This window comes from Streptomyces sp. NPDC048504 (assembly GCF_043200035.1).
GTDB lineage: Bacteria > Actinomycetota > Actinomycetes > Streptomycetales > Streptomycetaceae > Streptomyces.
This window is the reverse complement of sequence record NZ_JBICXA010000005.1, coordinates 1-22,083: the sequence shown is the minus strand read 5'-3', so window position 1 is coordinate 22,083 and position 22,083 is coordinate 1. Positions and strand designations below refer to the sequence as shown.

Genomic DNA, 22,083 nt, shown 5'->3' with positions numbered 1-22,083 from the left:
TCGCGGTTCTTGAACGGCTGATTCCGGCCAGTTTCACGGAGCGTGGGACTCGGGGGAGGTCCGGGGGGACCAACCGCCCCACGCCTTCGCGGACTACGGCCGGATCGGCAGCCGCGCATCGGCAGTCGGTTCGATCGCCGGTGGTCAGGACGTCACGGGGTGTCTGGTTCCGGCGCCGGGAGCCACGGCACCCCGGAGGGGAACGCCCCGACCGCCCCACCCGGGCCGCATGCTCCGTACCGTGGCCGTTCGACCGGACGGACGGCAGCGCCCCCGAATCCTCCGCCCCGCACGACCCGGCGCAACTGTGGCCGAACACCCGGTCGTTGACCATTCGACATGACTGCCCTGTTCCCGACGAGGGCATGGATCCCCGTGAACGTGTTCGAGCAGGAAGGAACCGGAAACCGGCGTGCAGGCGGGGGTCATGAAGAGGCAAGCACGAGGGGGCGGTCCCATGGCGATCGGGGCCTCCTCGGCGAAAGCGGCGGAGGACAAGGCCGACAGCGCCACGGAACCGGCGCAGCCGCCTCAACTGAGGCGCAGACTCGGACGCGCGGACCTGCGGGCGGTGCCCGAGGCGCGCAGAGCGTTGCGTGAACTGCTACGGCACTGGGGGAGGCCGGGACGATCGGAGATAGCGGAGCTGCTCACGAGTGAACTCGTCACCAACGCGCTGATCCACACCGACCACGACGCCGTGCTCACGGCCACCGTCGGACCCCGTGGACTGCGCGTGGAGGTACGGGACTTCGTGGCGCGCAGGCCCCGGCTGCACGTACCGGACGCCGACGACGGTACGCACGGCCGGGGCCTGTTCCTGGTGCAGTCCCTCGCGGACGCCTGGGGAGTGTCCGGCCACGGGGTGGGCAAGTCCGTCTGGTTCGAGCTGGATTCGGACGCGGCATGAGCAACGGGACGGGGGCGGCGTCCAGTTGGACTCCGCCCCCGTCCCGATTGTCGCCCGGTCCCGGCTCCAGGTTCTCAGCCCTCGGGTCAGCCGAACTGCTGCTCCAGGTCCTTGAGCTTGCGCTCCAGGGAGTCGAGCCGCGGCAGGGCCATCGTGTCGTCCTCAGCGGTGAGGTCGACGGTTATCGGGTCAGATGCCCCGCGGACTGGCTGGAGTGAGGGACGCGTGCGAACCGGCAGTTGTTCCGGCGTCGATAGAGCAGGCTCCGCGGATGCTTGACCGGAGCCGCGCTCCAGGGCCTGCGGTTCCGGCGACCGGCCACCGCCCCGTCCCATGAGGCCGCGCTGGCCCCGGCTTATGGCCTTGAGCTGGGCCCGCTCGATCCGCTGCTGGTCGCGCCGGCGCAGTCGGGTCTCTTCCTTCTTCGCCTTGTCCTCGCGCACCTCGTCGACCGCCTCGTCCAGGCTGCGCACGTTCTCCAGGAGCATCAGCGACCAGGCGCTGTAGGTCTCCCGGGGGGCCCGCAGCCAGCGGACGATACGGATCTGGGGCAGCGGACGCGGCACGAGACCCTGCTCGCGCAGCGCGGCACGACGGGTCTGCTTCAGCGCGCGGTCGAAGAGGACCGCGGCCGACAGCGACATGCCGGAGAAGAACTGCGGAGCGCCCGCGTGGTCGACACCCCTGGGCGCGTGCACCCAGTTGAACCAGGCGGCCGCGGCCGCGAACGTCCACACGAGTATCCGGGAGCCGAGGGCCGCGTCACCGTGGCTGGCCTCGCGGACCGCGAGGACGGAGCAGAACATGGCCGCACCGTCGAGGCCGAACGGGACGAGGTACTCCCAGCCGTCGGTGAGGCCGAGGTTCTCCTGGCCGAAGCCGACCAGTCCGTGGAAGGAGAGTGCCGCGGCGACCGCCGCACAGCAGAACAGGAGGACGTAGGAGGCGATGCCGTATATGGCCTCCTTGCGCCTGCGGCGCTCCTCCGTGCGCTCCCACGAGTCGTCTTTCGCGTGCTCCCCGCCGGACCGCTTGCTCCGCGCGAGCACCGCAACCGCCGCCAGCATGCCCAGGAGCAGTACGGCGCCGGGAAGCAGCCAGTTCAGCGATATGTCGGTCAGTCTCATCTGGGGTCCCTTGCATTGGGATAGGGCGTAACGCCCGCCATAGTGGCCCAATCCCAACGGCCCTCAGGCGTTTTCGGGGCAAGAGGCCGCCAAGGAGGTGCAAGGGGATGCCCAGGACGGCTTTCTGCTCGAACTGCCGCTTGAGGGGCGGGAGTTGAGTTCGAATAAGACTACCCGTACGGGTGGTTCCACGGAAAGTTCCTGCGGCAAGTGAGGAAGTTGTGAAACACCTGTGACCGGACGGACGCCTTGTTCGCGGCTGATCCTAGCTGGCCCCGAGTGGAGCGTGTGACTGAGGGTCCCTCAACTCGCGGCGGCAGCCAGCAGCTTGGTGACCCGCTCCGTCTCGCAGGTGCGCGGGCAGGTCGCGCACGCGTCCTCGGCTTCCAGCGTGTAGTACATACAGCAACTGGCCCGGTCCCGGGTGGACAGCGGCTCGCCATGAGGCCCCGTCACCTCACGGAACGCGGCCGATCCGACGTAGGGCTTGGTCGCGCCCGGCAGCAGCCGCTCCAACTCCCGTACGGCCCGCGGCTGTTCGCCGAAGAGATCGGCGACGTACCAGATGCCCTCGACGACCTCGTCGGTCGCCATGCCCCACAGCGCGCGGCCCCGGCGGCGCATCCGCGGGCCGAAGCCGGCCAGGACGGGTTCCATGTGCTCGGCGACCGCGGCCCGCACCTCGGCCCGCAGCGCCTCCTCGTCCGGGACCACCCGGGCGCCGGGCAGCGCTGCCGCCGGGTCGCCGGGCAGGCAGGCGAAGGAGTCGGTGCGGACGGCCAGCCGGCCCATGTCGAAGCCCTCGGTCGTGCGGTCGTAGGAGACGTGGGTCACTGGGAGGCGGGGGACGCGGCGGTGCAGGAACCACGGGACGGTGAACAGGAGGACGACCGGCCAGGCGTAGCGGTGCAGGCCGAAGGTGGCTATCACGTCCGGGCGGCCCCGGCGGCCGTGGTCGCGCAGGACCTGGGCGTCGTCCCGGGCGAGGAACGCCTCCAGGCCTTCGCCGCCCTCCGCGAGCGCGGCCGCGGAGATCCAGCCGCCGCCGGTGGGGGTCGGCTGGTCCGGGGTGAGTTCGGTGATCGCGAGCCCGGGGATGACCTCGGTGAGGCGGGCGTACGAGTCCGCTACGGCCGAAGAAGGCAGGGGCATGCCGGGACCACCGATTCGCCGTTGGTTTATAGGCAAGGCTTACCTTACCCAACCGCCTTGGGATTTGAACTAGTCCGATCTGCGCCTAAGGTGCTTGACGGACGAGTAACAAGACGCCGTAATGACCCCAAGTACCGACACGTCCGGAGGAGGACCCGTGAAGCAGGGCACGCAGAGCTCCGCCGGGACCGGCATTCCGGATGTGCCTGCCCGAGGCTCCCGGGTGCCGCCGCAGCAGCGCGCCGCCGACGTGGACCGGGACCGGGATCTCGCGGACGGCGCCGGTGCGGTACGCGGTGAGCACGCGCACAGCGAGACGCCGATCCCGCGCCCCCGGCAGGTTCTTCAGCGGCCCTCCGTGCGCGGCCAGATACTGGACGCGCTGCGCACCGCGCTCGTCGGCGGCGAGCTGACCCCGGGCGAGGTCTACTCCGCGCCCGCGCTCGGCGACCGGTTCGGCGTCTCCGCCACGCCCGTGCGCGAGGCCATGCAGCAGCTCGCCACCGAGGGCGCCGTCGAGGTCGTACCGAACCGGGGCTTCCGGGTGATCGAGCGGGGTGCCCGCGAGCTAGCCGAACTGGCCGAGATCCGCGCCCTGATCGAGGTGCCGGTGATGCTCCGGCTCGCCCGTACCGTGCCCACCGCCCGCTGGGCCGACCTGCGTCCGCTGGCCGAGGGGACCGTCCGTGCCGCGGCCTCCGGGTGCCGGGCGACGTACGCCGAGTCCGACCGGGCCTTCCACCGCGCGGTGCTAGCCCTCGCCGGCAACGAACAGCTCGTCCAGATCGCCGAGGACCTGCACCGGCGCGCCCAGTGGCCGCTGGTCGGCGGTCCGGTCACGCGCGGGCGGGCGGACCTGGTCGCGGACGCGGCCGAACACCTCGCGCTCCTCGACGCCTTGGCCGCGGGGGAGTGGGACGTGGTGCGGTCCCTGGTGCAGGAGCACTTCGCGGGATCGGCGTGACGTCGAATATGTGACTCCGGTCACGAGCGGGTCCGGGTCCGGCGACCGACGGCCGCACCGGGAACCCGCCCGGCCGGCGCTGACGTGCCCCACGGTGAGAACCGACCGATCCGCGGGGGAGAACGCCGATGTTTCCGAATCCGGGCCAGCAGGCCGCGCAACAGGCCGCGCAGCGCGGCGCCGAGCAGTCGGCACGACAGGCGGCACAGGACGGGATGCGCGCCGCGCAGATGGGCGCCCGCCGCAGCCACTCGGGTCGCGGCGGCAGCCTCCTGTCCTTCCTTCTGCTCGTAGCCGTCGGGGTGTTGGTCGCCCGCGACCCCGAACTCCGGGCATCCGTCCTGCAGTTCGTCCACCACGTCGTGAACGTCGTGCAGAACCGGACCGAAGGCTCCTGACCTACGCGGTGGCCGCCCCCGGCGCCGGTACCGCCAACTGCCGTGCCAGCCACGTCGGTACGCCCCCGAGCAGCCGGAACAGGCGCCGCGCCTCCTCGCGCAACCGGGACGCCTCCGGCTCGACCTCCGCGTCCGCGAGCGACACGAGAGCCGGTGCCGTACCGACGAGGTAGCCCAACTCCTCCCGGATGCGCAGGGATTCGGCGAAGCCGTGCCGAGCCTCCGCCAACTCGCCGTCCCGCAGGGCCAGTCCGGCCAGGTGGCGGTGGGTAAAGGAGAGGAGCAGGGGGTCGGCCTGGTCGGCGGCGCCCGCGTGGGCGCGCCGGTACGCGGCCCGCGCGGCCTGCGGCGAACGCGCCAGGTTCTCCGCGACCAGCCCCCGCCGGAAGTCCAGCAGCGCCCGCCCCGCGCCGCCCGGCGGGATCAGTGCCGCCGCCCGCCCGAGCGCGGCCCGCGCCTCGTCGGCCCGGTCGCGCACCGAGTGCAGCGTGGCCGCGTAGGCGAGGTAGCCGCGCTCACAGGCCGCCGCGCCCCGCTCGTCGTCGCTGTGGGCCAGCGCCTCCGCCGTGCGCAGCGCGTCGTCGGCGTCCTCCCAGCCCTGCTCGGTGTAGAGACACCGCTCCACGAGCAGCGCGGTCCGCTGGAGGGCCGGTGCCGCGGTGTCGGGCCGCAGCAGCGCCGCCGCGTCGACCCAGCAGGCGCGCGAGCGCAGCCGCCACACCGCGGTCTGGAGGGGATCGTCACCTTCGGTCGTTCCGTGTCCAGACATGGCGGAATGCGCCACGTTGCCCTCCCCGAGCACACCATTGAGCTGTTGAGTGGTGGCATCTCAGCACGGATCGTAGGGCCCGGCCAAGAGGGTGGGTGAAAGAATTCACAAAGTCGTGGGATCTTCGGGTCAGCTCATCCGCAGTGCCAGGAAGAAATCCAGCTTGTCCTCAAGGCGCGAGAGGTCCCGACTCGTCAACTGCTCGATCCTGCCGACCCGGTAGCGCAACGTGTTGACGTGCAGGTGCAGCCGGGTCGCACAGCGCGTCCAGGAACCGTCGCACTCCAGGAACGCCTCCAGCGTCGGAATCAGCTCCGCGCGGTGCCGGCGGTCGTAGTCGCGCAGCGGGTCGAGCAGCCGCGCGGTGAAGGCCCGCCGCACGTCGTCCGGCACGAAGGGGAGGAGGAGGACGTGCGAGGCCAGCTCCTGATGACCCGCCGCGCACACCCGGCCGGGGCGTGCCGCCGCCACCCGCCGCGCGTGCCGCGCCTCCTCCAGCGCCCCGCGCAGCCCCTCCGCCGAGTGCACCGCCGCGCTCACCCCGAGCGTGACCCGCCCGTCGTCGTCGAGCCCGGCCGACAGCGGATCCCGTACGGCCTCCAGGAGCACGTCCGCGTGGAGCCCGGACTCGGAGCCGTCGTGCTCCGTCGACACCGCGGGCAGCGGTACGAGCGCGATCGCCTCGTCGCCCGAGTGGGCCACGGCGATCCGGTCGGAGGGCTCGGGGCCCGTCGTCAGCGGGTCGACCAGGATCTCCTCCAGGAGCGACTGGGCGACCGGGCCGGCCTCGATGTCGGCGCCGTCCCACTCGACCCGGGCCACCACGACCTGCCAGTGCGGGGCCGCACCCAGCCCGGGCAGCAGGACGGGAGCGGCGACCCGCAGGCGCGCGGCGATCTCGGCCGGTGCGGCACCCGTCTGGACCAGTTCCAGGACCTCCTGCGCGAGCCGTCTGCGGACCGTGCGCGCCGCGTCCCGCCGGTCCCGCTCGACCGCGATCAGCTGCGTGACCCCCTGCAACAGGTCGAGCCGCTCGTCCGGCCAGTCCCCGGCGTCCGCCTCGACCGCGAGCAGCCAGTCCGACAGCACCGTCTCGCGCACGTCCCGCGAGCCCTGCGCGGACCGCCCGCCGCCGCGGATCGGGAAGAGGGAGTACGTCGAGGAGCCCAGCGCCAGCCGGTGCGGCCCCCGGCGGCCCGTGCGGGCGGCGGTCAGGTGCTCGGCGGCCAGCTTGGCGCACACGTCGACGGGCAGCGCGGGCCCCGACACCTTCGAACCCGCGATCAGCCGCCCGGTCGGCGACAGCACCCACGCCCGCAGATCCAGGTCCGAGCCGAGCAGATCCAGGACCACGTCCGGGCCGCCCCCCGCAGGGCCCGAGGTCATCATCCGGCGGTGCCGGTCCACCACGGCCGCGAGATCACCGGCCCGCTCGCCCGACACCTGTCGTACGACGTGCTCGGTGATCGTCGCGAACGCCACCGACTCGTTGACCGCGAACAGCGGCAGCCGGTGCCGGGTGCAGGCGGCTATGAGGTCGTCCGGGACGGCGCCCAGCTCGGCCTCGCCGGCGGCCAGCGCGGCCACCCCGGCGGCCACCAGGAGCCGTACGAACGGCTCGGTGTCGGAGGCGGTGCGGCGCCAGGCCAGACCGGTCAGGACCAGCTCGCCGCCCGAGAGGTAGCGGCTGGGGTCGCGCAGGTCGGTGGTCATCACCCCGCGGACCGTGCGGTCCAGCTCGTCCTCGCCGCCGAGCAGCCGCAGCCCCAGCGCATCGGTGTCCAGAAGTGCGCGCAGCCGCATCGCCGTCGCCGCCGTTCTTTGTCTAGAAAACTACGATGAACCAAGAGGTGCTGTGGGTGCGGGGCCGTGCGGGGCTGTTTCCCACGTTTCCACAGGGAATCGGAGGGGTTACTGATGACCTCCGTTCATATGAATCTACAAGATGCCCGCCCTGGCCAGCCAACTCCTTCATGGTTTCCGTGACTGACCCGCTCCGCGCACGGCGCTGTGTACTGACCTCACGCTGCATTAACAGCACATGAACGAGCCGGACCCGCCGCACACGAACTGGCTTGATCCGTACGACCCACGAGACGAAGAAGAGAGCCGGTCATGGACTTCCTTCGCCCCGCCAGCTGGGAGGAGGCGCTCGCCGCCAAGGCAGAGCACCCCACCGCAGTACCGATCGCGGGCGGCACCGATGTGATGGTCGAGATCAACTTCGACCACCGTCGGCCCGAGTACCTGCTCGACCTGAACCGCGTCGGCGACCTCTACGAGTGGGAGGTCGGCGCGGACAGCGTGCGGCTCGGGGCCTCGGTCCCGTACGCCCGGATCATGGAGAACCTGCGCGGCGAGCTGCCGGGCCTCTCCCTCGCCTCGCACACGGTCGCCTCCCCGCAGATCCGCAACCGCGGCGGCGTCGGCGGCAACCTCGGCACCGCCTCCCCGGCCGGTGACGCCCACCCCGCGCTCCTCGCGGCCGGCGCCGAGGTCGAGGCCGAGTCGGTGCGCGGCACGCGGCTCATCCCGATCGACGAGTTCTACACCGGCGTGAAGCGCAACGCGCTCGCGCCCGACGAACTGATCCGGGCCGTGCACATCAAGAAGGCCGACGGCCCGCAGCAGTACTCCAAGGTCGGCACCCGCAACGCGATGGTCATCGCGGTCTGCGCCTTCGGCCTGGCCCTGCACCCGTCCACCCGCACGGTCCGCACCGGCATCGGTTCGGCCGCGCCGACCCCCGTCCGGGCGAAGGCGGCCGAGGAATTCCTGAACGCGGCGCTCGACGAGGGCGGCTTCTGGGAGAACGGCAAGATCATCACCCCGTCGGTCGCCAAGCAGTTCGCGGACCTGTGCTCCGCCGCCTGCAACCCGATCGACGACGTCCGGGGCACCGCGAGCTACCGCCGCCACGCGGTCGGCATCATGGCCCGCCGCACCCTGACCTGGACCTGGGAGTCGTACCGCGGCACTGACGGCCGCTCCATCGAGAAGGGGAGTGTCGCCTGATGCGCGTCAATTTCACGGTCAACGGCCGCCCGCAGGAAGCGGACGACGTGTGGGAGGGTGAGAGCCTCCTGTACGTCCTGCGCGAGCGCATGGGGCTGCCCGGCTCCAAGAACGCCTGCGAACAAGGCGAATGCGGTTCCTGCACCGTCCGCCTCGACGGCATCCCCGTGTGTTCCTGTCTGGTCGCGGCCGGCCAGGTCGAGGGCCGCGAGGTCGTCACCGTCGAAGGGCTCGCGGACTACGCCAAGCAGCGCGCGGAGCACGGGAGTTGCGGAACGGGCGCCTGCGGTACGTCAGTTGACGAGGCCAAGGGCTGGGCGGCGAAACCGCTCGACTCGCAGACCGGTGAGGGCACCCGACTCGCCCCCATCCAGCAGGCGTTCATCGACGCCGGCGCCGTCCAGTGCGGCTTCTGCACCCCCGGACTCCTCGTCGCCGCCGACGAGATGCTGGAGCACAACCCGAACCCGACCGACGCGGACATCCGCGAGGCGCTCTCGGGCAACCTGTGCCGCTGCACCGGCTACGAGAAGATCATGGACGCGGTGCGCCTGGCGGCCGCCCGGCAGGGAGAGGCGGTCTGACATGTCTGACATCTCTGCAAAGGGCGCCCCCATCGGCACTCCCACCAAGGTCACCCAGGGTTCGAAGACCAAGGGCGGCATCGGCGAGTCCACGCTCCGCCCGGACGGCACCCTCAAGGTCACCGGCGAGTTCGCGTACTCGTCCGACATGTGGCACGAGGACATGCTCTGGGGCCAGATCCTGCGCTCCACGGTCGCGCACGCCGAGATCGTCTCCATCGACACCGTCGAGGCGCTGAAGACCCCGGGCGTCTACGCCGTCATGACGTACGACGACCTGCCGACCGACGTGAAGAACTACGGCCTGGAGATCCAGGACACCCCGGTCCTCGCGCACGGCAAGGTCCGCCACCACGGCGAGCCGGTCGCGATCGTCGCCGCCGACCACCCGGAGACCGCGCGCCGCGCGGCTGCGAAGATCAAGGTCGAGTACCGCGAACTCCCGGTCATCACCGACGAGTTGTCCGCGACCGCGCCGGACGCGATCCTCATCCACGAGGACCGCGACGACCACCACATCGGCCACGTCCCGCACCCGAACATCGTGCACCGTCAGCCGATCGTGCGCGGCGATGTGGCAGCCGCTCGCGAGCGCGCCGACTTCATCGTCGAGGGCGAGTACACCTTCGGCATGCAGGACCAGGCCTTCCTCGGCCCGGAGTCCGGGCTCGCGGTCCCGGCCGAGGACGGCGGTGTCGACCTCTATATCGCCACCCAGTGGCTGCACTCCGACCTGCGCCAGATCGCGCCCGTGCTCGGCCTGCCCGAGGACAAGGTCCGCATGACGCTCTCCGGCGTCGGCGGCGCGTTCGGCGGCCGCGAGGACCTGTCGATGCAGATCCACGCCTGCCTGCTGGCCCTGCGCACCGGCAAACCCGTGAAGATCGTCTACAACCGCTTCGAGTCCTTCTTCGGTCACGTCCACCGCCACCCCGCGAAGCTCTACTACGAGCACGGCGCGACGAAGGACGGCAAGCTCACCCACCTCAAGGCCAGGATCGTCCTGGACGGCGGCGCCTATGCGTCGGCTTCCCCGGCGGTCGTAGGAAACGCCTCGTCGCTCGGTGCCGGCCCGTACGTCGTCGACGACGTCGACATCGAGGCCATCGCCCTCTACACCAACAACCCGCCCTGCGGCGCGATGCGTGGTTTCGGCGCGGTCCAGGCGTGCTTCGCCTACGAGGCCCAGATGGACAAGCTCGCCGACAAGGTGGGCATGGACCGGGTCGCGTTCCGTCAGCTCAACGCGATGGAGCAGGGGACGATCATGCCGACCGGGCAGCGGGTCGACTCCCCGGCCCCCGTCGCGGAACTCCTGCGCCGCGTCAAGGCGATGCCCATGCCGCCCGAGCAGCAGTGGCTCGCGGCCGGAGAGGCCGCCGACGTACGGCAGTTGCCGGGCGGTCTGTCCAACACCACGCACGGCGAGGGTGTCGTACGAGGCGTCGGCTACGCGGTCGGCATCAAGAACGTCGGCTTCTCCGAGGGCTTCGACGACTACTCGACGGCCAAGGTCCGCCTGGAAGTTGTCGGCGGCGAGCCCGTCGCCGTCGTGCACACCGCGATGGCGGAGGTCGGCCAGGGCGGTGTCACCGTCCACGCGCAGATCGCCCGCACCGAGCTGGGCGTCACGCAGGTGACGATCCACCCGGCGGACACGCAGGTGGGCTCGGCTGGTTCGACCTCGGCCTCCCGGCAGACCTACGTCACTGGTGGCGCCGTCAAGAACTCCTGCGAGCTGGTCCGCGAGAAGGTCCTGGAGATGGGCCGCCGCAAGCTCGGCACCTACCACCCGGCCTGGGCCACCGCCGAACTCCTCCTGGAGGGCGGCAAGGTGGTCACCGACGGCGGTGAGGTGCTGGCCGATCTGGTCGACGTCCTCGAAGGCGAGGCCGTCGAGATCGAGGCCGAGTGGCGGCACCGCGCGACCGAGCCCTTCGACCTGCGCACCGGACAGGGCTTCGGTCACGTCCAGTACACGTTCGCCGCGCACCGTGCCGTCGTCGAGGTCGACACCGAACTCGGACTGGTCAAGGTGATCGAGCTGGCCTGCGCGCAGGATGTCGGCAAGGCGCTCAACCCGCTGTCGGTCATCGGCCAGATCCAGGGCGGTACGACCCAGGGTCTCGGCGTGGCGGTCATGGAGGAGATCATCGTCGACCCCAAGACCGCGAAGGTCAGGAACCCCTCCTTCACGGACTACCTCATCCCCACGATCCTCGACACCCCGACCATTCCGGTCGATGTGCTCGAACTCGCCGACGAGCACGCCCCGTACGGGCTGCGCGGCATCGGCGAGGCACCCACCCTGTCGTCAACTCCGGCCGTGCTAGCGGCCATTCGGAACGCGACCGGGCTGGAACTGAACAGGACACCGGTACGCCCGGAGCACCTCACGGGCACGTGACCCTGCGGGGTCCCAACCGGTGACGTCCCGAGGGGAGTTGATCCCCCAGGACCCCCATTGTTCGTCTCGGGCCGTCCCCCGGGTCGTCCATCCCAAATCCCGCGCGCCGCCGAGTCGGCCGACGGGTGCCCCTGTGAACCTTGGGAGATGGCCCCATGACCCAGCAGTCAGTGGAACCCAGGACCGCCGCCGAAGACGCGGGCGAAGGAACCCGCGTCCCGGCCGGCCGGTCCTGGCCCGACCGGTACTTCCACATATCCCGGCGGGGATCGACCGTCGCGCGCGAGGTGCGCGGCGGAGTCACCACCTTCATGGCGATGGCGTACATCCTGCTGCTCAATCCCCTGATCCTGTCCGGCAAGGACGTCGCGGGGGACACGCTCGGCCAGAAAGGGCTGATCACCGCGACCGCGTTCGCGGCGGCCTTCACCACGCTCCTGATGGGCTTCGTCGGCAAGGTGCCCCTGGCCCTCGCCGCCGGACTCTCCGTCTCCGGAGTCCTCTCCTCGCAGGTCGCCCCGCAGATGACCTGGCCGCAGGCGATGGGCATGTGCGTGCTGTACGGCGTGGTGATCATGCTGCTGGTCGTCACCGGCCTGCGCGAGATGATCATGAACGCGATCCCGCTCGCGCTGAAACACGGCATCACGATGGGCATCGGCCTGTTCATCGCGCTCATCGGCTTCTACAAATCCGGCTTCGTGCACCAGGGCAGGGCGACCCCGCTCACCCTCGGCCCGGCGGGTGAACTCGCGGGCTGGCCCGTCCTGTTGTTCGCCGGAACCCTGCTCCTGATCTTCATGCTCCAGGCCCGCAACATGCCCGGCGCCATCCTCATCGGCATCATCACTGGCACCATCGTCGCCTCGGTCCTGAACGCCGCCGGGGTCATCGACCCCAAGCAGTGGGCCAGCGGCGCCGCCCCCGAACTGCACGGCAGCGCGGTGTCCATGCCGGACTTCTCGCTCTTCGGCCATGTGGAGTTCGGGGGGTGGGGCAAGGTCGGCGCGATGACGGTCGGCATGATCGTGTTCACGCTCGTCCTGGCCGGCTTCTTCGACGCGATGGCCACCATCATCGGCGTCGGCACCGAGGCCGAACTCGCCGACGACAAGGGCCGGATGCCGGGCCTGTCGAAGGCGCTGTTCATCGACGGCGCCGGCGGCGCGATCGGCGGCGTGGCGGGCGGCTCCGGCCAGACCGTCTTCATCGAGTCGGCGACGGGCGTCGGCGAGGGCGCCCGAACGGGCCTCGCCTCGGTGGTCACCGGCCTGTTCTTCGCGGCCTGTCTCTTCTTCACCCCGGTCACCGCGATCGTCCCTCAGGAGGTCGCGTCCGCCGCCCTGGTCGTCATCGGCTCGATGATGCTGATGAACGCCCGCCACGTGGACTGGGCCGACCGGGCCACCGCAATCCCTGTATTCCTGACGGTAGTTGTGATGCCGTTCACCTACAGCATCACCGCGGGCGTCTCCGCGGGAGTCATCTCGTACGCCGCCATCAAGGCCGCCCAGGGCAAGGCGCGGGAGATCGGCCCCTTCATGTGGGGGCTGACGGTCATCTTCCTCGTCTACTTTGCCCTCAACCCTGTCGAGAGCTGGCTGGGCGTGCACTAGCCCGCCCCAACTGCCCTTCCCCGCAACCCCGTTAGGAGACCGAGATGCTGGACATCGCCGAAGAGCTGCACCGGTGGGTCGAGCAGGGCCGCGACTTCGCCGTCGCCACCGTGGTGGCCGTCGGCGGCAGCGCGCCCCGCCAGCCCGGCGCCGCCCTCGCGGTGGACACCGACGGCACGGCGATCGGCTCGGTCTCCGGGGGCTGTGTGGAAGGCGCGGTCTATGAACTGTGCCAACAGGCGCTGGCGGACGGCGAAACCGTCCTGGAGCGCTTCGGCTACAGCGACGAGGACGCCTTCGCCGTCGGCCTGACCTGCGGCGGAATCATCGACATCCTCGTCACACCGGTCCGGGTCGGGGACCCCGCCCGACCGGTGATCACCACCGCCCTCTCGACCGCGACGAGCGGCGGGGCGGCGGCCCTGGCCCGGATCGTCTCGGGCCCAACTCACCTGCGGGGCCGCGCGCTTGTCGTCCACCCCGACGGTTCCTACGACGGCGGGTTCGGCGCCCATCCCGAACTGGACCGTACGGTCGCCGCCGAGGCCGGTGCCTACCTGGACGCGGGCCGCACCGGCACCGTCGAGATCGGCGAGCAGGGCTCCCGCTGCGGGGCCCCGCTCACGGTCCTGGTCGAGTCGTCGGTCCCGCCGCCCCGGATGATCGTGTTCGGCGCGATCGACTTCGCCTCCGCGCTGGTCCGCATCGGCAAGTTCCTCGGCTACCACGTGACGGTGTGCGACGCCCGCCCCGTCTTCGCCACCCGGACCCGCTTCCCCGACGCCGACGAGATCGTCGTCGAGTGGCCCCACAACTACCTGGAGCGCACGGACGTCGACGCGCGCACGGTCCTGTGCGTCCTGACCCACGACGCCAAGTTCGACGTACCCCTGCTCCAACTCGCGCTGCGCCTCCCGGTGGCGTACGTCGGCGCGATGGGCTCCCGCCGCACCCACCTCGACCGCAACGAGCGGCTGCGCGAAGTCGGCGTCACGGAACTGGAGTTGGCCCGCCTGAGGTCACCGATCGGGCTCGACCTCGGCGCCCGCACGCCCGAGGAGACGGCCCTGTCGATCGCCGCCGAGATCGTCGCCAACAGGCGTGGCGGCAGCGGCATTTCACTCACCGGGGCGCACACGCCGATCCACCACGACGCGAGTTCGTCGACGGCGGTGGGGCGGATCGGGTCGGTGGCCTGAGCGGTTCAACGGGGACGGGCTGAAAAGGCCGTGTCGCCCGCCACAGCCACGATCGCGTCCTTGACGAGGACGACGTACGGCGTGGTGTCGTCCGTCGAGTCGCCGGCGTTCGCCAGTGCGGACGTACGCCACCTGACGGCTCCGGTGCTCCGGTCCAGAGCCAGCAGACGGCCGAACTGGTTCGAGAAGTAAAGGGTGTTGAACCTCGCCGAGAGCACCGGCGTCGACAGGTTCTCGGTGTCCGTCTCCCGCTGCCAGAGCCGCTTGCCGTCGGTCGCGCGGACGGCGGTGACCGTGCCGTTCGGGCGGACGAGGTAGATCACGTCCTTGACCAGGGTGGCGGTACCGCGAGTGCCGGCCGGCAGGGCTATCCGCTCGATCGTGCCGGTGCTCGGGTTCACCCGGTCCAGGGCGGTGTACAGCTGGTCCGGGCCGCTGCCGAAGACCTCCGGCGCCAGCTTCGGCGCAAGGAACAGCAGCCGGCCCTTGTCGACGCCCAACGGCCAAGCCCCCGTGGGGAGTTCGGCGATCTTCCGCTGTGCGCCGGTGGCGGGGTCGAGGCGTACCAGGACGAAGTCGCCCTGGGAGGGATCGTCCTCGACCGTGCAGAGGGCGTACGGGGCGCCGCCCAGGACCGTCGGAGTGCAGGAGTTCCCGAGGTTCGACCAGATGGGTGCGCTCCACAGCCGGCGGCCCGACGCGTCGTAGGCCACGAACTTCGTCGCGTCCACGTCCATCGCCAGGATCCCGCCGTCGAACAGGACGGGGTCCGTGTCGTCCCGGATCGGGTGGAGCCACAGCCGGGTGCCGGTCTTCGCGTCCAGGGCGACCAGGCGCCGGGTGATGAAGGTGTCGTTCGAGTCGGGCTTGACGTAGGTGTAGACGCGCCCGTCCCGGACGCCGACGGGGCGCGCGGTCTCGGGGCTGGTGCCCGACCGCCAGCGGACCCGGCCCGAGGCGGCGTCCAGCGCGGTGACCGTGGCGCCCGTACCAGCGCAATACACGGTGGTGCTGTCGCCTGCCAGGCAGCCGGACTGGGCGTAGTCGAGGGGATCGCCGGTCTGGGAGGTGAGCAGGCTCGCCCGCCATGGCTTCCAGCCGGTGGGCAGCGCTACGGCGGCGGGGGACGAGGAGGACGTGGACGCGGCGGGCGTGCCCGGGTCCGTGCCGTCGTCCGCCAGCCAGTGCAGAGTGGTGAGGCCGAGGGTGGTGACGGCGAGTGCGGTGGCGAGGGCGATGACGAGTCGCCGGGACCGGCGCGGGCGTTGCCCGTTGCCGGGGACGGTCGCGGGAGCGGCCGGGCGGGGGAGTGCGGATCTCGGGAGATCCGCCGCCGTGGCGGACCCGGCCCGGGACTCGGTCTCGCCCTCGGGCAGGGTCAGCAACATGCCGTGTAGTTCGGGCAGTTGGGGCCGGGCCGCCGCGTCCTTGTCCAGGCAGCGTTCCGCGATGCTCCGCAGCGGTTCGGACACTCCGTCCAACCGGGGCTGCTCATGCATGACTTGATAGCCCGTCAGGTACGGACTGGCGCCGTCGAAGGGACGGTTGCCGGTGTCCGCGTAGACGAGGAGTGAGCCGAGGGAGAAGACGTCGGAGGCGGCGGTGACGTCCCGGGGAGCGGCGAACTGCTCCGGCGACATGAAGGGCGGGGTGCCGATCAGCCGGCCGGTCACGGTGAGGGTCTGGTTGTCGGCGGCGCGGGAGATGCCGAAGTCGATGACGCGGGGGCCGTCCTCGGCGAGCAGGACGTTGCTCGGCTTCAAGTCCCGGTGGACCACGCCTGCTTGGTGGATGTCCCGCAGGGCCTCGACCAGACCCAGCGCGAGTGTGCGCAGGGCCCGGCCGCTCAACGGGCCGTCCTTCTCGATGGCCTCGGCCAGGGTGCGGCCGGGCACGTAGAGCGTGGCCATCCAGGGGAGTTCGGCGTCAGGGTCGGCGTCCACGACCGGGGCGGTGAACGCTCCGCTCACCCGGCGGGCCGCGGCGATCTCCTGCCGGAACCGCGCGCGGAACTCCTCATCCAGCGCGTACTGCGCGTGCACGACCTTGACGGCGACCTGTCGTCCCGACGCCGAGCGCCCGAGATACACGACGCCCATCCCGCCGCTGCCGAGCCGGTCGACCAGCGCGTAACCGCCGATCGACTCCGTGTCCCCGGGGCGAAGCGACATGTCGCTGGTCACCTTCCCTGATTCCCGTGCCCCGAAGGGCCGTTCAGAGCCATCACACTAGAGCGTTTGTTCCTTTCACCGGACATCGACCTCGTGGGACCGGGAAATGGGGTTGCGGGTCAGGGGAGCCCCCGCCTTCCATGGCCTCATGATGTCCACCGACCGACTGCTCGCCTTCGCGGCCCTGTCCTTCCTGCTCATCGTGGTCCCCGGCCCCAGCGTTCTGTTCGTGATCGGACGGGCGCTGGCCCACGGCCGCCGGGCCGCGCTGACCACCGTGGTGGGCAACACGCTCGGCGCCTATCTGCTCGTCGTGGCGGTCGCGCTCGGCGTCGGTTCGCTGGTGGAACGCTCGGTGCTCGTCTTCACGGCACTGAAGCTCGCCGGTGCCGCGTACCTGGTGTACCTCGGGGTGAAGGCGTGGCGCGAACGCGGGTCGCTGCGGGCCGCGTTCGCGGGTGAGGAGGGGGTACCGCACAGCGGGCTGCGCACGCTGTGGGAGGGGTTCGCCGTCGGGGTGGCCAACCCCAAGACGATCGTGTTCTTCGCCGCCGTACTGCCCCAGTTCGTGGACCGCGAACAGGGCCACGTGACCAGCCAGATGCTGCTGCTCGGCCTGGTCTTCAACCTCATCGCCGTGGCCTCCGACAGCGTGTGGGGGCTGGTCGCGTCCACGGCCAGGGACTGGTTCGCACGGTCACCGCGCCGACTGTCCGCGGTGGGCGGGGTCGGCGGGCTCACGATGATCGGCCTGGGCGTGACGGTCGCGGTGACCGGCCGGAAGGACTGAGGCCGTCGGCCGGGTGGAGGGCGTAGGACTGAGGCCGCCCGTCGGGTGAAAGGGCGTAGGGAGTAGGTCTGAGACCGCCCGACCAGCCGCACGGACAGAGACCCTCACGACCGTCTCAACAGACCGTTCACCGCCCGCCCGAACATCGACCGCGCCGCCCACCGCAGGGGCCCGTCGAAGAGACGCGGCAAGAAGCGGACCCGCAACTCCTCCTCCCACACCACGCGGCTACGGCCCCCCGGACCCGGCCGGACCTGGATCTCCGCCCAGCCGGTGACGACCCGCCCCCGCTTCTCCAGGCGGACCAGACCCGGTTCGTCGTCCGCCGGCGGGCGCCACACGGTGACCTCCATCCGGTCGTCGAAACCGAGCGGGCCGAGCCCGGTGCGGGCCACGAAGACCGTGCCCTCGCGGGTCGGCGGAGGAGTGACCACGGTGACCCGGGTCAGCGGGACCACGTCGGCGTGGCGCGGCCACTCCGTCAACCGGCGCCACGCCTCCTCAAGGGGAAGCGGAGCCGTACGTTCGAGACGGAAGTTGACCATGTGTGGATCGTAGAGAACGCTTCTTGATCGACGGTACTTTCACCGGCGGCTCACACCCATGGCCTAGCGGTTCACAGGTACGGAGACGTACACCGGACGGCCGCCCCGAGTTTCCCCGCGTCCCGGCCGGAGCGGGCGCCTCCCCCCTAGGCTCTGTCGTCACATTCCCGTCTGCCTCGCGACGCCATGCACGCACGCTCGCCGCACCGGGCGCAGACCCAAGTACATCCAGTACGAGGGTCAACGCCCGGCACGCCGAGCGCACGCACCTGACGCCGCGAGGCCGCCCTCCGGGCGACGACGGGAATGTGACGACAGGGCCTACGCTTTGTCCCATGGGTGGGCATCCCGCCCGCCCGCAGGGGGAGTTGGTCGTCATGCCACTGAAGGCCTACGGCGTACTGATCACGCGCGCGGTGGACACGAGGCGCGAGGGCGCCGCCGGTACACCGCACTACCAGATCCATCTCACGGACGACTCGGGCACACATTTCCGGGCCGCCGTGAACGTCCTGTCCGCGGAGCAGCCCTCCGAGCTGCTCTACCTCGTCAGCGAGGACTTCCAACACCCGGTCACCGCACGCCTGGAGGGCCTCCCGAGCGGCTGGAACACCCTGCTGCCCGGACCCGGCGGCCCGAACCTCGACTTCGTGCGCGGCAACCTCTTCGACCCGGCGCAGCTGCGCACCCTGCCGCCGGACGCGAGCGGCCCCGACAACGACCTCGCCGACCTCCTGGACCACTACGTACGACGCGCGGTGGACGACCCGGACGCCCGGCTGTACGTCTTCGGTGAGCGCTTCGGCCCCGAACCGACCGTCAAGGACAAGGTGTTCGGCTTCCTGCCGGGCAACGGAGTCCACGACATCCACATGAACCAGGGCAACAGCCGCCGCTTCAGCGGCGACGACGGGGTCTGGCAGGACGGCGGCCTCCTCATCCACTTCCCGGCGCAGTCCCGCTGGGTCGGCATCTTCCTCGCCTTCCAGAGCCAGTCCTGGCACACCGACGACACCACCGGCCACACCCTGGAGGGCACCGACGGTTCGCGCCCCGACCCCGGCAGCCGGCCCGTCCGCGTCGTGGCGGCCCTCGTCAACCCGCGCGGCCCGGCGCCCGAGGCGGAGAGCGTCACACTCCTCAACGCCTCACCCGATCCGCTCGACCCGACCGGCTGGCGCGTCCGGGACCGGCTCGGCCACTCCTGCGCGGTACCGCCCGGCCCTCTCGCCCCGGGCGCCACCCTCCTCGTCCCGCTCACCGACGGCGTCCAACTCGGCAACCAGGGAGGCGAGATCACCCTCCTCGACGCCAACGGCCTCAAGGCCCACGGCGTTTCGTACACCGCCGACCAGGCCGCACGCGAGGGCTGGACGGTCGTGTTCTGACCAACTGGGCTGCTCTGCCCGGACGTTCCCTGCCGCACCCGCATCCTCCTACGGCACGATGAGCCCGACCCGCACTGCACCGCACCGCATCACGCCATCGGCCGGAGGGTGTCCCGTGGACCGCGAACTGCACGCCAGGCTCGACGACTTGCAGCGCGACCCGTACCCGGTCTACACCCGGGCACGGCAGACCGAGGGCCTCACCCGCCTCGCCGAACTCGACGCCTGGCTCGTCTCCCGGGACGCCGACGTACGCGAAGTCCTGCGCAGCCCCGAGGACTTCTCCTCAGCGGTGGCCCTACGGCCCGACGTGCTGCCGGCGCCCGCCGCGCTCGCCGTCCTCGGCGGCGGATTCGGCGGGCGGCCCGTCGTCGTCACCGCGGACGGCGCGCAGCACCAGCAACTGCGCGCACCCATCGTCCGAGGCCTCTCGCCGTCCCGGGTCGCGGCCGCCCTGCCGTACGCCGCCGAGCGCGCCGCGGCCCTTGTCGACGCGTTTGCCAAGGACAGGCACGTCGAGTTGATGGCGGCGTACGCCAGGCGCCTGCCCGGTGAGGTCATCGGCAGGATCATCGGCCTCGACCCCGCCGACGTACCCGGAGTCGTCCATGGCGGCCACCGCGCCGAGGAGTTGCTCTTCCGCCCGCTGGAGGAGGACGAGCAAATTGCCGCGGCCGAGGACGTCGTCGCGATGCAGCGCACCCTCGACCGCTACGTACAGGAGCGGCACGCACACCCCCGCCAGGACCTCGGTAAGGAACTGATCGCCTCGGTGACCGAGGAGGAGGACGGCGACCTGACCCTGGAGCACCGGCACCAACTCGTCGCCCATCTCCAGAACTTGCTCATCGCCGGACATCTCACCACCACCGCGCTCATCGGTACGACCGTCCTGCATCTCCTCCGGCACCCGGACCAGTGGGAGCTGCTGTGTGCCGAACCCGATCGCATCCCGGCGGCGATCGAGGAGGCCGCCCGCTACGACACCGCGCTGCAGGGATTCCGCAGGGTCACCACCCGGCCGGTCGTCCTCGCCGGTACCGAACTCCCCGCCGGGGCAACGCTGTTCGTCGCCTTCGGCGCGGCCAACCGGGACGAGAATCGCCATGCGCGCGCCGACACGTTCGACATCACCCGCACCCCGAGCCGGCACCTCGCCTTCGGCTTCGGCGTGCACAGCTGCCCCGGCTCCCAACTCGCCCGCGAGCAACTCCGCCTCACCCTGGAGGAGTTGACGACCCGCCTGCCCGGACTACGGCTGGCGGAGGACCACCCGGTCACCATGCGGCCCACGATGATCCACCGTTCCCCGTACGCCCTGCACCTGGCCTGGTGACTCAGGGGCGGTACACCTTCCCCGGCTCCGCCTTCCCGGGCGCGAGGAGCTGCGGCACGGTCACGAACACGTACCCGCGCTCCTTCAGCGCGTCGATGATGCCGGGCACGGCGGGCACGGTGCCGTCGTACAGGTCGTGCAGCAGGATGATCCCGTCCCGGGAGGCCTGGGCGAGGACGCGCTTGGTGATGAGCGCGGAGTCGGTGGTCGCGTAGTCCTTGGCGGTGACGCTCCACAGCACCTCCGAGAGGCCCAACTCCCGGCAGATCTTGTGCACTTCGTCGTCGGTGCGGCCCTGCGGCGGACGCATCAGCGTGGGCCGCTTGCCGGTGATCCGCTCTATCGCGTCGTCCGTGCGGACCAGTTCGTCGCGTATCTGCGCGGGGGTTATTCGGGTCAGGATCTTGTGGTCCCAGGTGTGGCTCGCCACCTCGTGCCCCTCGGCGGCCATGCGCTCGACCAGTTCCGGGTACTTCTCGATGTGCCGCTTGCCGAGCAGGAAGAAGGTCGCCGGGACCTGCTTCTCCTTCAGGATGTCGAGCAACCGCGCCGAGTTCTCACTGGGCCCGGCGTCAAAGGTCAGCGCGATGCACTTCGCCTCCCGACAGTCGACCGCCCCGAAACCGGCCCGCACGGCGACCGACGCGGCCTCGGCCCGCGCTGCGGCCGGCGCGGTCGTATCGAGCCTGGTGCACCCACTCGACGCCAGCACCAGCACGACACCCGCCACAAACACGCCGACAGCACGCAACCCGGCCCGGGGTCTTTCCCTCTTCTTACACAGAGCACTCAGTGATGGCATGGCGAGACTATACACAGCGAGTATATACGCTGTGCATAGTTAGGGGTGGGGCAGCGCCCCGTTAGGGGTGCGGGGCTGTTTCGATTTGCGGCTCCGCCGCGTGGGCGCGACCAGCCCCCACCGGCCCGCCGCCAAGGAACCGCAGATCCGCGGAGCGCTTAGCCTCCCAGCTCCCGCCCAAGCCGCAGATTCCACCGCCCGTCCCGCCCACTGAGCTCGGTCGCAGTCAACGGCGCCACATCAAGCCGCCAGAACGCAGCCCCAGCCGCACCAAGGACCGTGACCGCAACGGCCCGCACGAACTCCTGCTCAACCACCGCAAGAGTCCTCCCCTCAAACCCGGCCGCACCCTCCAGCCACCCCGCAGCCCGCTCGCAGAGCCCCCGCACAGACTCCCCACCATGAGGCACCGCATCCGGATCCGTCAGCCAGGCCATCACCGCATCCGGCTCCCGAGCCATCACCTCATCGAGAGTCAGCCCCCGCCAACGCCCCATGTCCAGCCCCGCCAACTCCGCCTCCGCCACGCCCGGGAGGCCCAGCGCGGACGCCGTCTCCCGGCACCGCACGCTGGGCGAAACCAGCACCCGGTCAGCCGAGCGGAGCGACCCCGCGACGGACGAGGCGCGAGCCGCACCGCTCGGGTCGAGCGGGCTGCCGTCGTCGAACCGGGTCTCCCGCAGGGACCGGTTCATCGCCGGCGAGATCAAGGTGATGCGGCTGGTCACTTCGGCGCTCCAGTTCTCCGGGCGGGGGTGGACATCGTCTCGCGTGCACCTCGGGGCCGGGGGGGGCCGGGGGGGGGTGCGCCCCGCCCCCCCCCCCCCCCCCCCGGCCCGGCGCCCCCCCCCCCCCCCCCCGCGGGGGGGCCCCGCCCCCCCGGTGACACACGCGCCCGCCCGGGGGGGCC

The 22,083-nt window shown here is 71.2% G+C and carries 19 protein-coding genes; 11 read left to right on the top strand and 8 right to left on the bottom strand.

Annotated elements, in window-relative coordinates; translation table 11 throughout:
- The first annotated feature begins 457 nt into the window (after positions 1–457).
- Entirely contained in the window at positions 458–910 is a 453-nt protein-coding gene (locus ACGFY9_RS13735; protein ID WP_393753911.1) for an ATP-binding protein, read from the top strand.
- A gap of 86 nt (positions 911–996) precedes the next feature.
- Here ACGFY9_RS13735 and ACGFY9_RS13730 read toward each other — a convergent pair whose 3' ends face one another.
- Together ACGFY9_RS13730 and ACGFY9_RS13725 are read right to left on the bottom strand one after the other, a co-directional pair.
- Positions 997–2,037 (bottom strand): DUF2637 domain-containing protein, encoded by a 1,041-nt coding sequence (locus ACGFY9_RS13730; protein ID WP_329260319.1) that lies wholly within the window; start codon positions 2,035–2,037, stop codon positions 997–999.
- 303 nt (positions 2,038–2,340) lie between these two features.
- The gene (locus tag ACGFY9_RS13725; protein ID WP_393753910.1) at positions 2,341–3,189 is read right to left on the bottom strand and encodes a (2Fe-2S)-binding protein; all 849 of its coding nucleotides are present in this window, start codon (positions 3,187–3,189) and stop codon (positions 2,341–2,343) included.
- Positions 3,190–3,346: 157 nt separating this feature from the next.
- On the opposite strand from ACGFY9_RS13725, the gene ACGFY9_RS13720 reads away from it, so the two are divergent.
- Positions 3,347–4,153, top strand: coding sequence for a GntR family transcriptional regulator (locus ACGFY9_RS13720; RefSeq protein WP_393753909.1), 807 nt, complete (start codon positions 3,347–3,349; stop codon positions 4,151–4,153).
- A gap of 128 nt (positions 4,154–4,281) precedes the next feature.
- Complete coding sequence (locus ACGFY9_RS13715) at positions 4,282–4,551, top strand: hypothetical protein (RefSeq protein WP_393753908.1); 270 nt, start codon at positions 4,282–4,284, stop codon at positions 4,549–4,551.
- Position 4,552: 1 nt separating this feature from the next.
- On the opposite strand, the gene ACGFY9_RS13710 is transcribed toward ACGFY9_RS13715, so the two are convergent.
- Positions 4,553–5,335: a hypothetical protein gene (locus ACGFY9_RS13710; protein WP_393753907.1), complete on the bottom strand. Its 783-nt coding sequence runs from the start codon at positions 5,333–5,335 to the stop codon at positions 4,553–4,555.
- Positions 5,336–5,449: 114 nt separating this feature from the next.
- A complete protein-coding gene (locus ACGFY9_RS13705) occupies positions 5,450–7,123 on the bottom strand; it encodes a PucR family transcriptional regulator (RefSeq protein WP_393753906.1) in 1,674 nt (557 codons plus the stop codon).
- A gap of 312 nt (positions 7,124–7,435) precedes the next feature.
- Between ACGFY9_RS13705 and ACGFY9_RS13700 the strand changes: the two genes are divergently transcribed.
- The 5 genes from ACGFY9_RS13700 to ACGFY9_RS13680 all read left to right on the top strand — a co-directional run bounded on the left by ACGFY9_RS13700 (position 7,436) and on the right by ACGFY9_RS13680 (position 14,141).
- Entirely contained in the window at positions 7,436–8,335 is a 900-nt protein-coding gene (locus ACGFY9_RS13700) for an FAD binding domain-containing protein (RefSeq protein ID WP_393753905.1), read from the top strand.
- Positions 8,335–8,919, top strand: a complete 585-nt coding sequence (locus tag ACGFY9_RS13695) for a (2Fe-2S)-binding protein (RefSeq protein ID WP_393753904.1) — start codon at positions 8,335–8,337, stop codon at positions 8,917–8,919. Before ACGFY9_RS13700 ends, ACGFY9_RS13695 begins: the two co-directional genes overlap by 1 nt.
- A gap of 1 nt (position 8,920) precedes the next feature.
- Complete coding sequence (locus tag ACGFY9_RS13690; RefSeq protein WP_393753903.1) at positions 8,921–11,326, top strand: xanthine dehydrogenase family protein molybdopterin-binding subunit; 2,406 nt, start codon at positions 8,921–8,923, stop codon at positions 11,324–11,326.
- A 155-nt stretch (positions 11,327–11,481) separates the two neighbouring features.
- On the top strand, positions 11,482–12,942 hold the full coding sequence (locus ACGFY9_RS13685) for an NCS2 family permease (protein ID WP_393753902.1): 1,461 nt from the start codon (positions 11,482–11,484) through the stop codon (positions 12,940–12,942).
- A 44-nt stretch (positions 12,943–12,986) separates the two neighbouring features.
- On the top strand, positions 12,987–14,141 hold the full coding sequence (locus tag ACGFY9_RS13680) for an XdhC family protein (RefSeq protein ID WP_393753901.1): 1,155 nt from the start codon (positions 12,987–12,989) through the stop codon (positions 14,139–14,141).
- Positions 14,142–14,146: 5 nt separating this feature from the next.
- On the opposite strand, the gene ACGFY9_RS13675 is transcribed toward ACGFY9_RS13680, so the two are convergent.
- Positions 14,147–16,312 carry a PQQ-binding-like beta-propeller repeat protein gene (locus ACGFY9_RS13675; protein ID WP_393753900.1) on the bottom strand — a complete coding sequence of 722 codons (2,166 nt, stop codon included), beginning with the start codon at positions 16,310–16,312 and terminating at the stop codon, positions 14,147–14,149.
- Positions 16,313–16,460: 148 nt separating this feature from the next.
- Between ACGFY9_RS13675 and ACGFY9_RS13670 the strand changes: the two genes are divergently transcribed.
- Entirely contained in the window at positions 16,461–17,102 is a 642-nt protein-coding gene (locus ACGFY9_RS13670) for a LysE family translocator (protein ID WP_393753899.1), read from the top strand.
- A gap of 104 nt (positions 17,103–17,206) precedes the next feature.
- Here ACGFY9_RS13670 and ACGFY9_RS13665 read toward each other — a convergent pair whose 3' ends face one another.
- On the bottom strand, positions 17,207–17,647 hold the full coding sequence (locus ACGFY9_RS13665; protein WP_393753898.1) for an SRPBCC family protein: 441 nt from the start codon (positions 17,645–17,647) through the stop codon (positions 17,207–17,209).
- Between the two features lie 377 nt (positions 17,648–18,024).
- On the opposite strand from ACGFY9_RS13665, the gene ACGFY9_RS13660 reads away from it, so the two are divergent.
- Both ACGFY9_RS13660 and ACGFY9_RS13655 read left to right on the top strand, forming a co-directional pair.
- Complete coding sequence (locus ACGFY9_RS13660) at positions 18,025–19,035, top strand: DUF2278 family protein (RefSeq protein WP_393754485.1); 1,011 nt, start codon at positions 18,025–18,027, stop codon at positions 19,033–19,035.
- Positions 19,036–19,150: 115 nt separating this feature from the next.
- Positions 19,151–20,371, top strand: a complete 1,221-nt coding sequence (locus ACGFY9_RS13655) for a cytochrome P450 (protein ID WP_393753897.1) — start codon at positions 19,151–19,153, stop codon at positions 20,369–20,371.
- A 1-nt stretch (position 20,372) separates the two neighbouring features.
- On the opposite strand, the gene ACGFY9_RS13650 is transcribed toward ACGFY9_RS13655, so the two are convergent.
- Both ACGFY9_RS13650 and ACGFY9_RS13645 read right to left on the bottom strand, forming a co-directional pair.
- A complete protein-coding gene (locus ACGFY9_RS13650; RefSeq protein ID WP_393753896.1) occupies positions 20,373–21,107 on the bottom strand; it encodes a polysaccharide deacetylase family protein in 735 nt (244 codons plus the stop codon).
- Positions 21,108–21,331: 224 nt separating this feature from the next.
- Positions 21,332–21,901, bottom strand: coding sequence for a histidine phosphatase family protein (locus ACGFY9_RS13645; protein WP_393753895.1), 570 nt, complete (start codon positions 21,899–21,901; stop codon positions 21,332–21,334).
- Positions 21,902–22,083 lie beyond the last annotated feature (182 nt).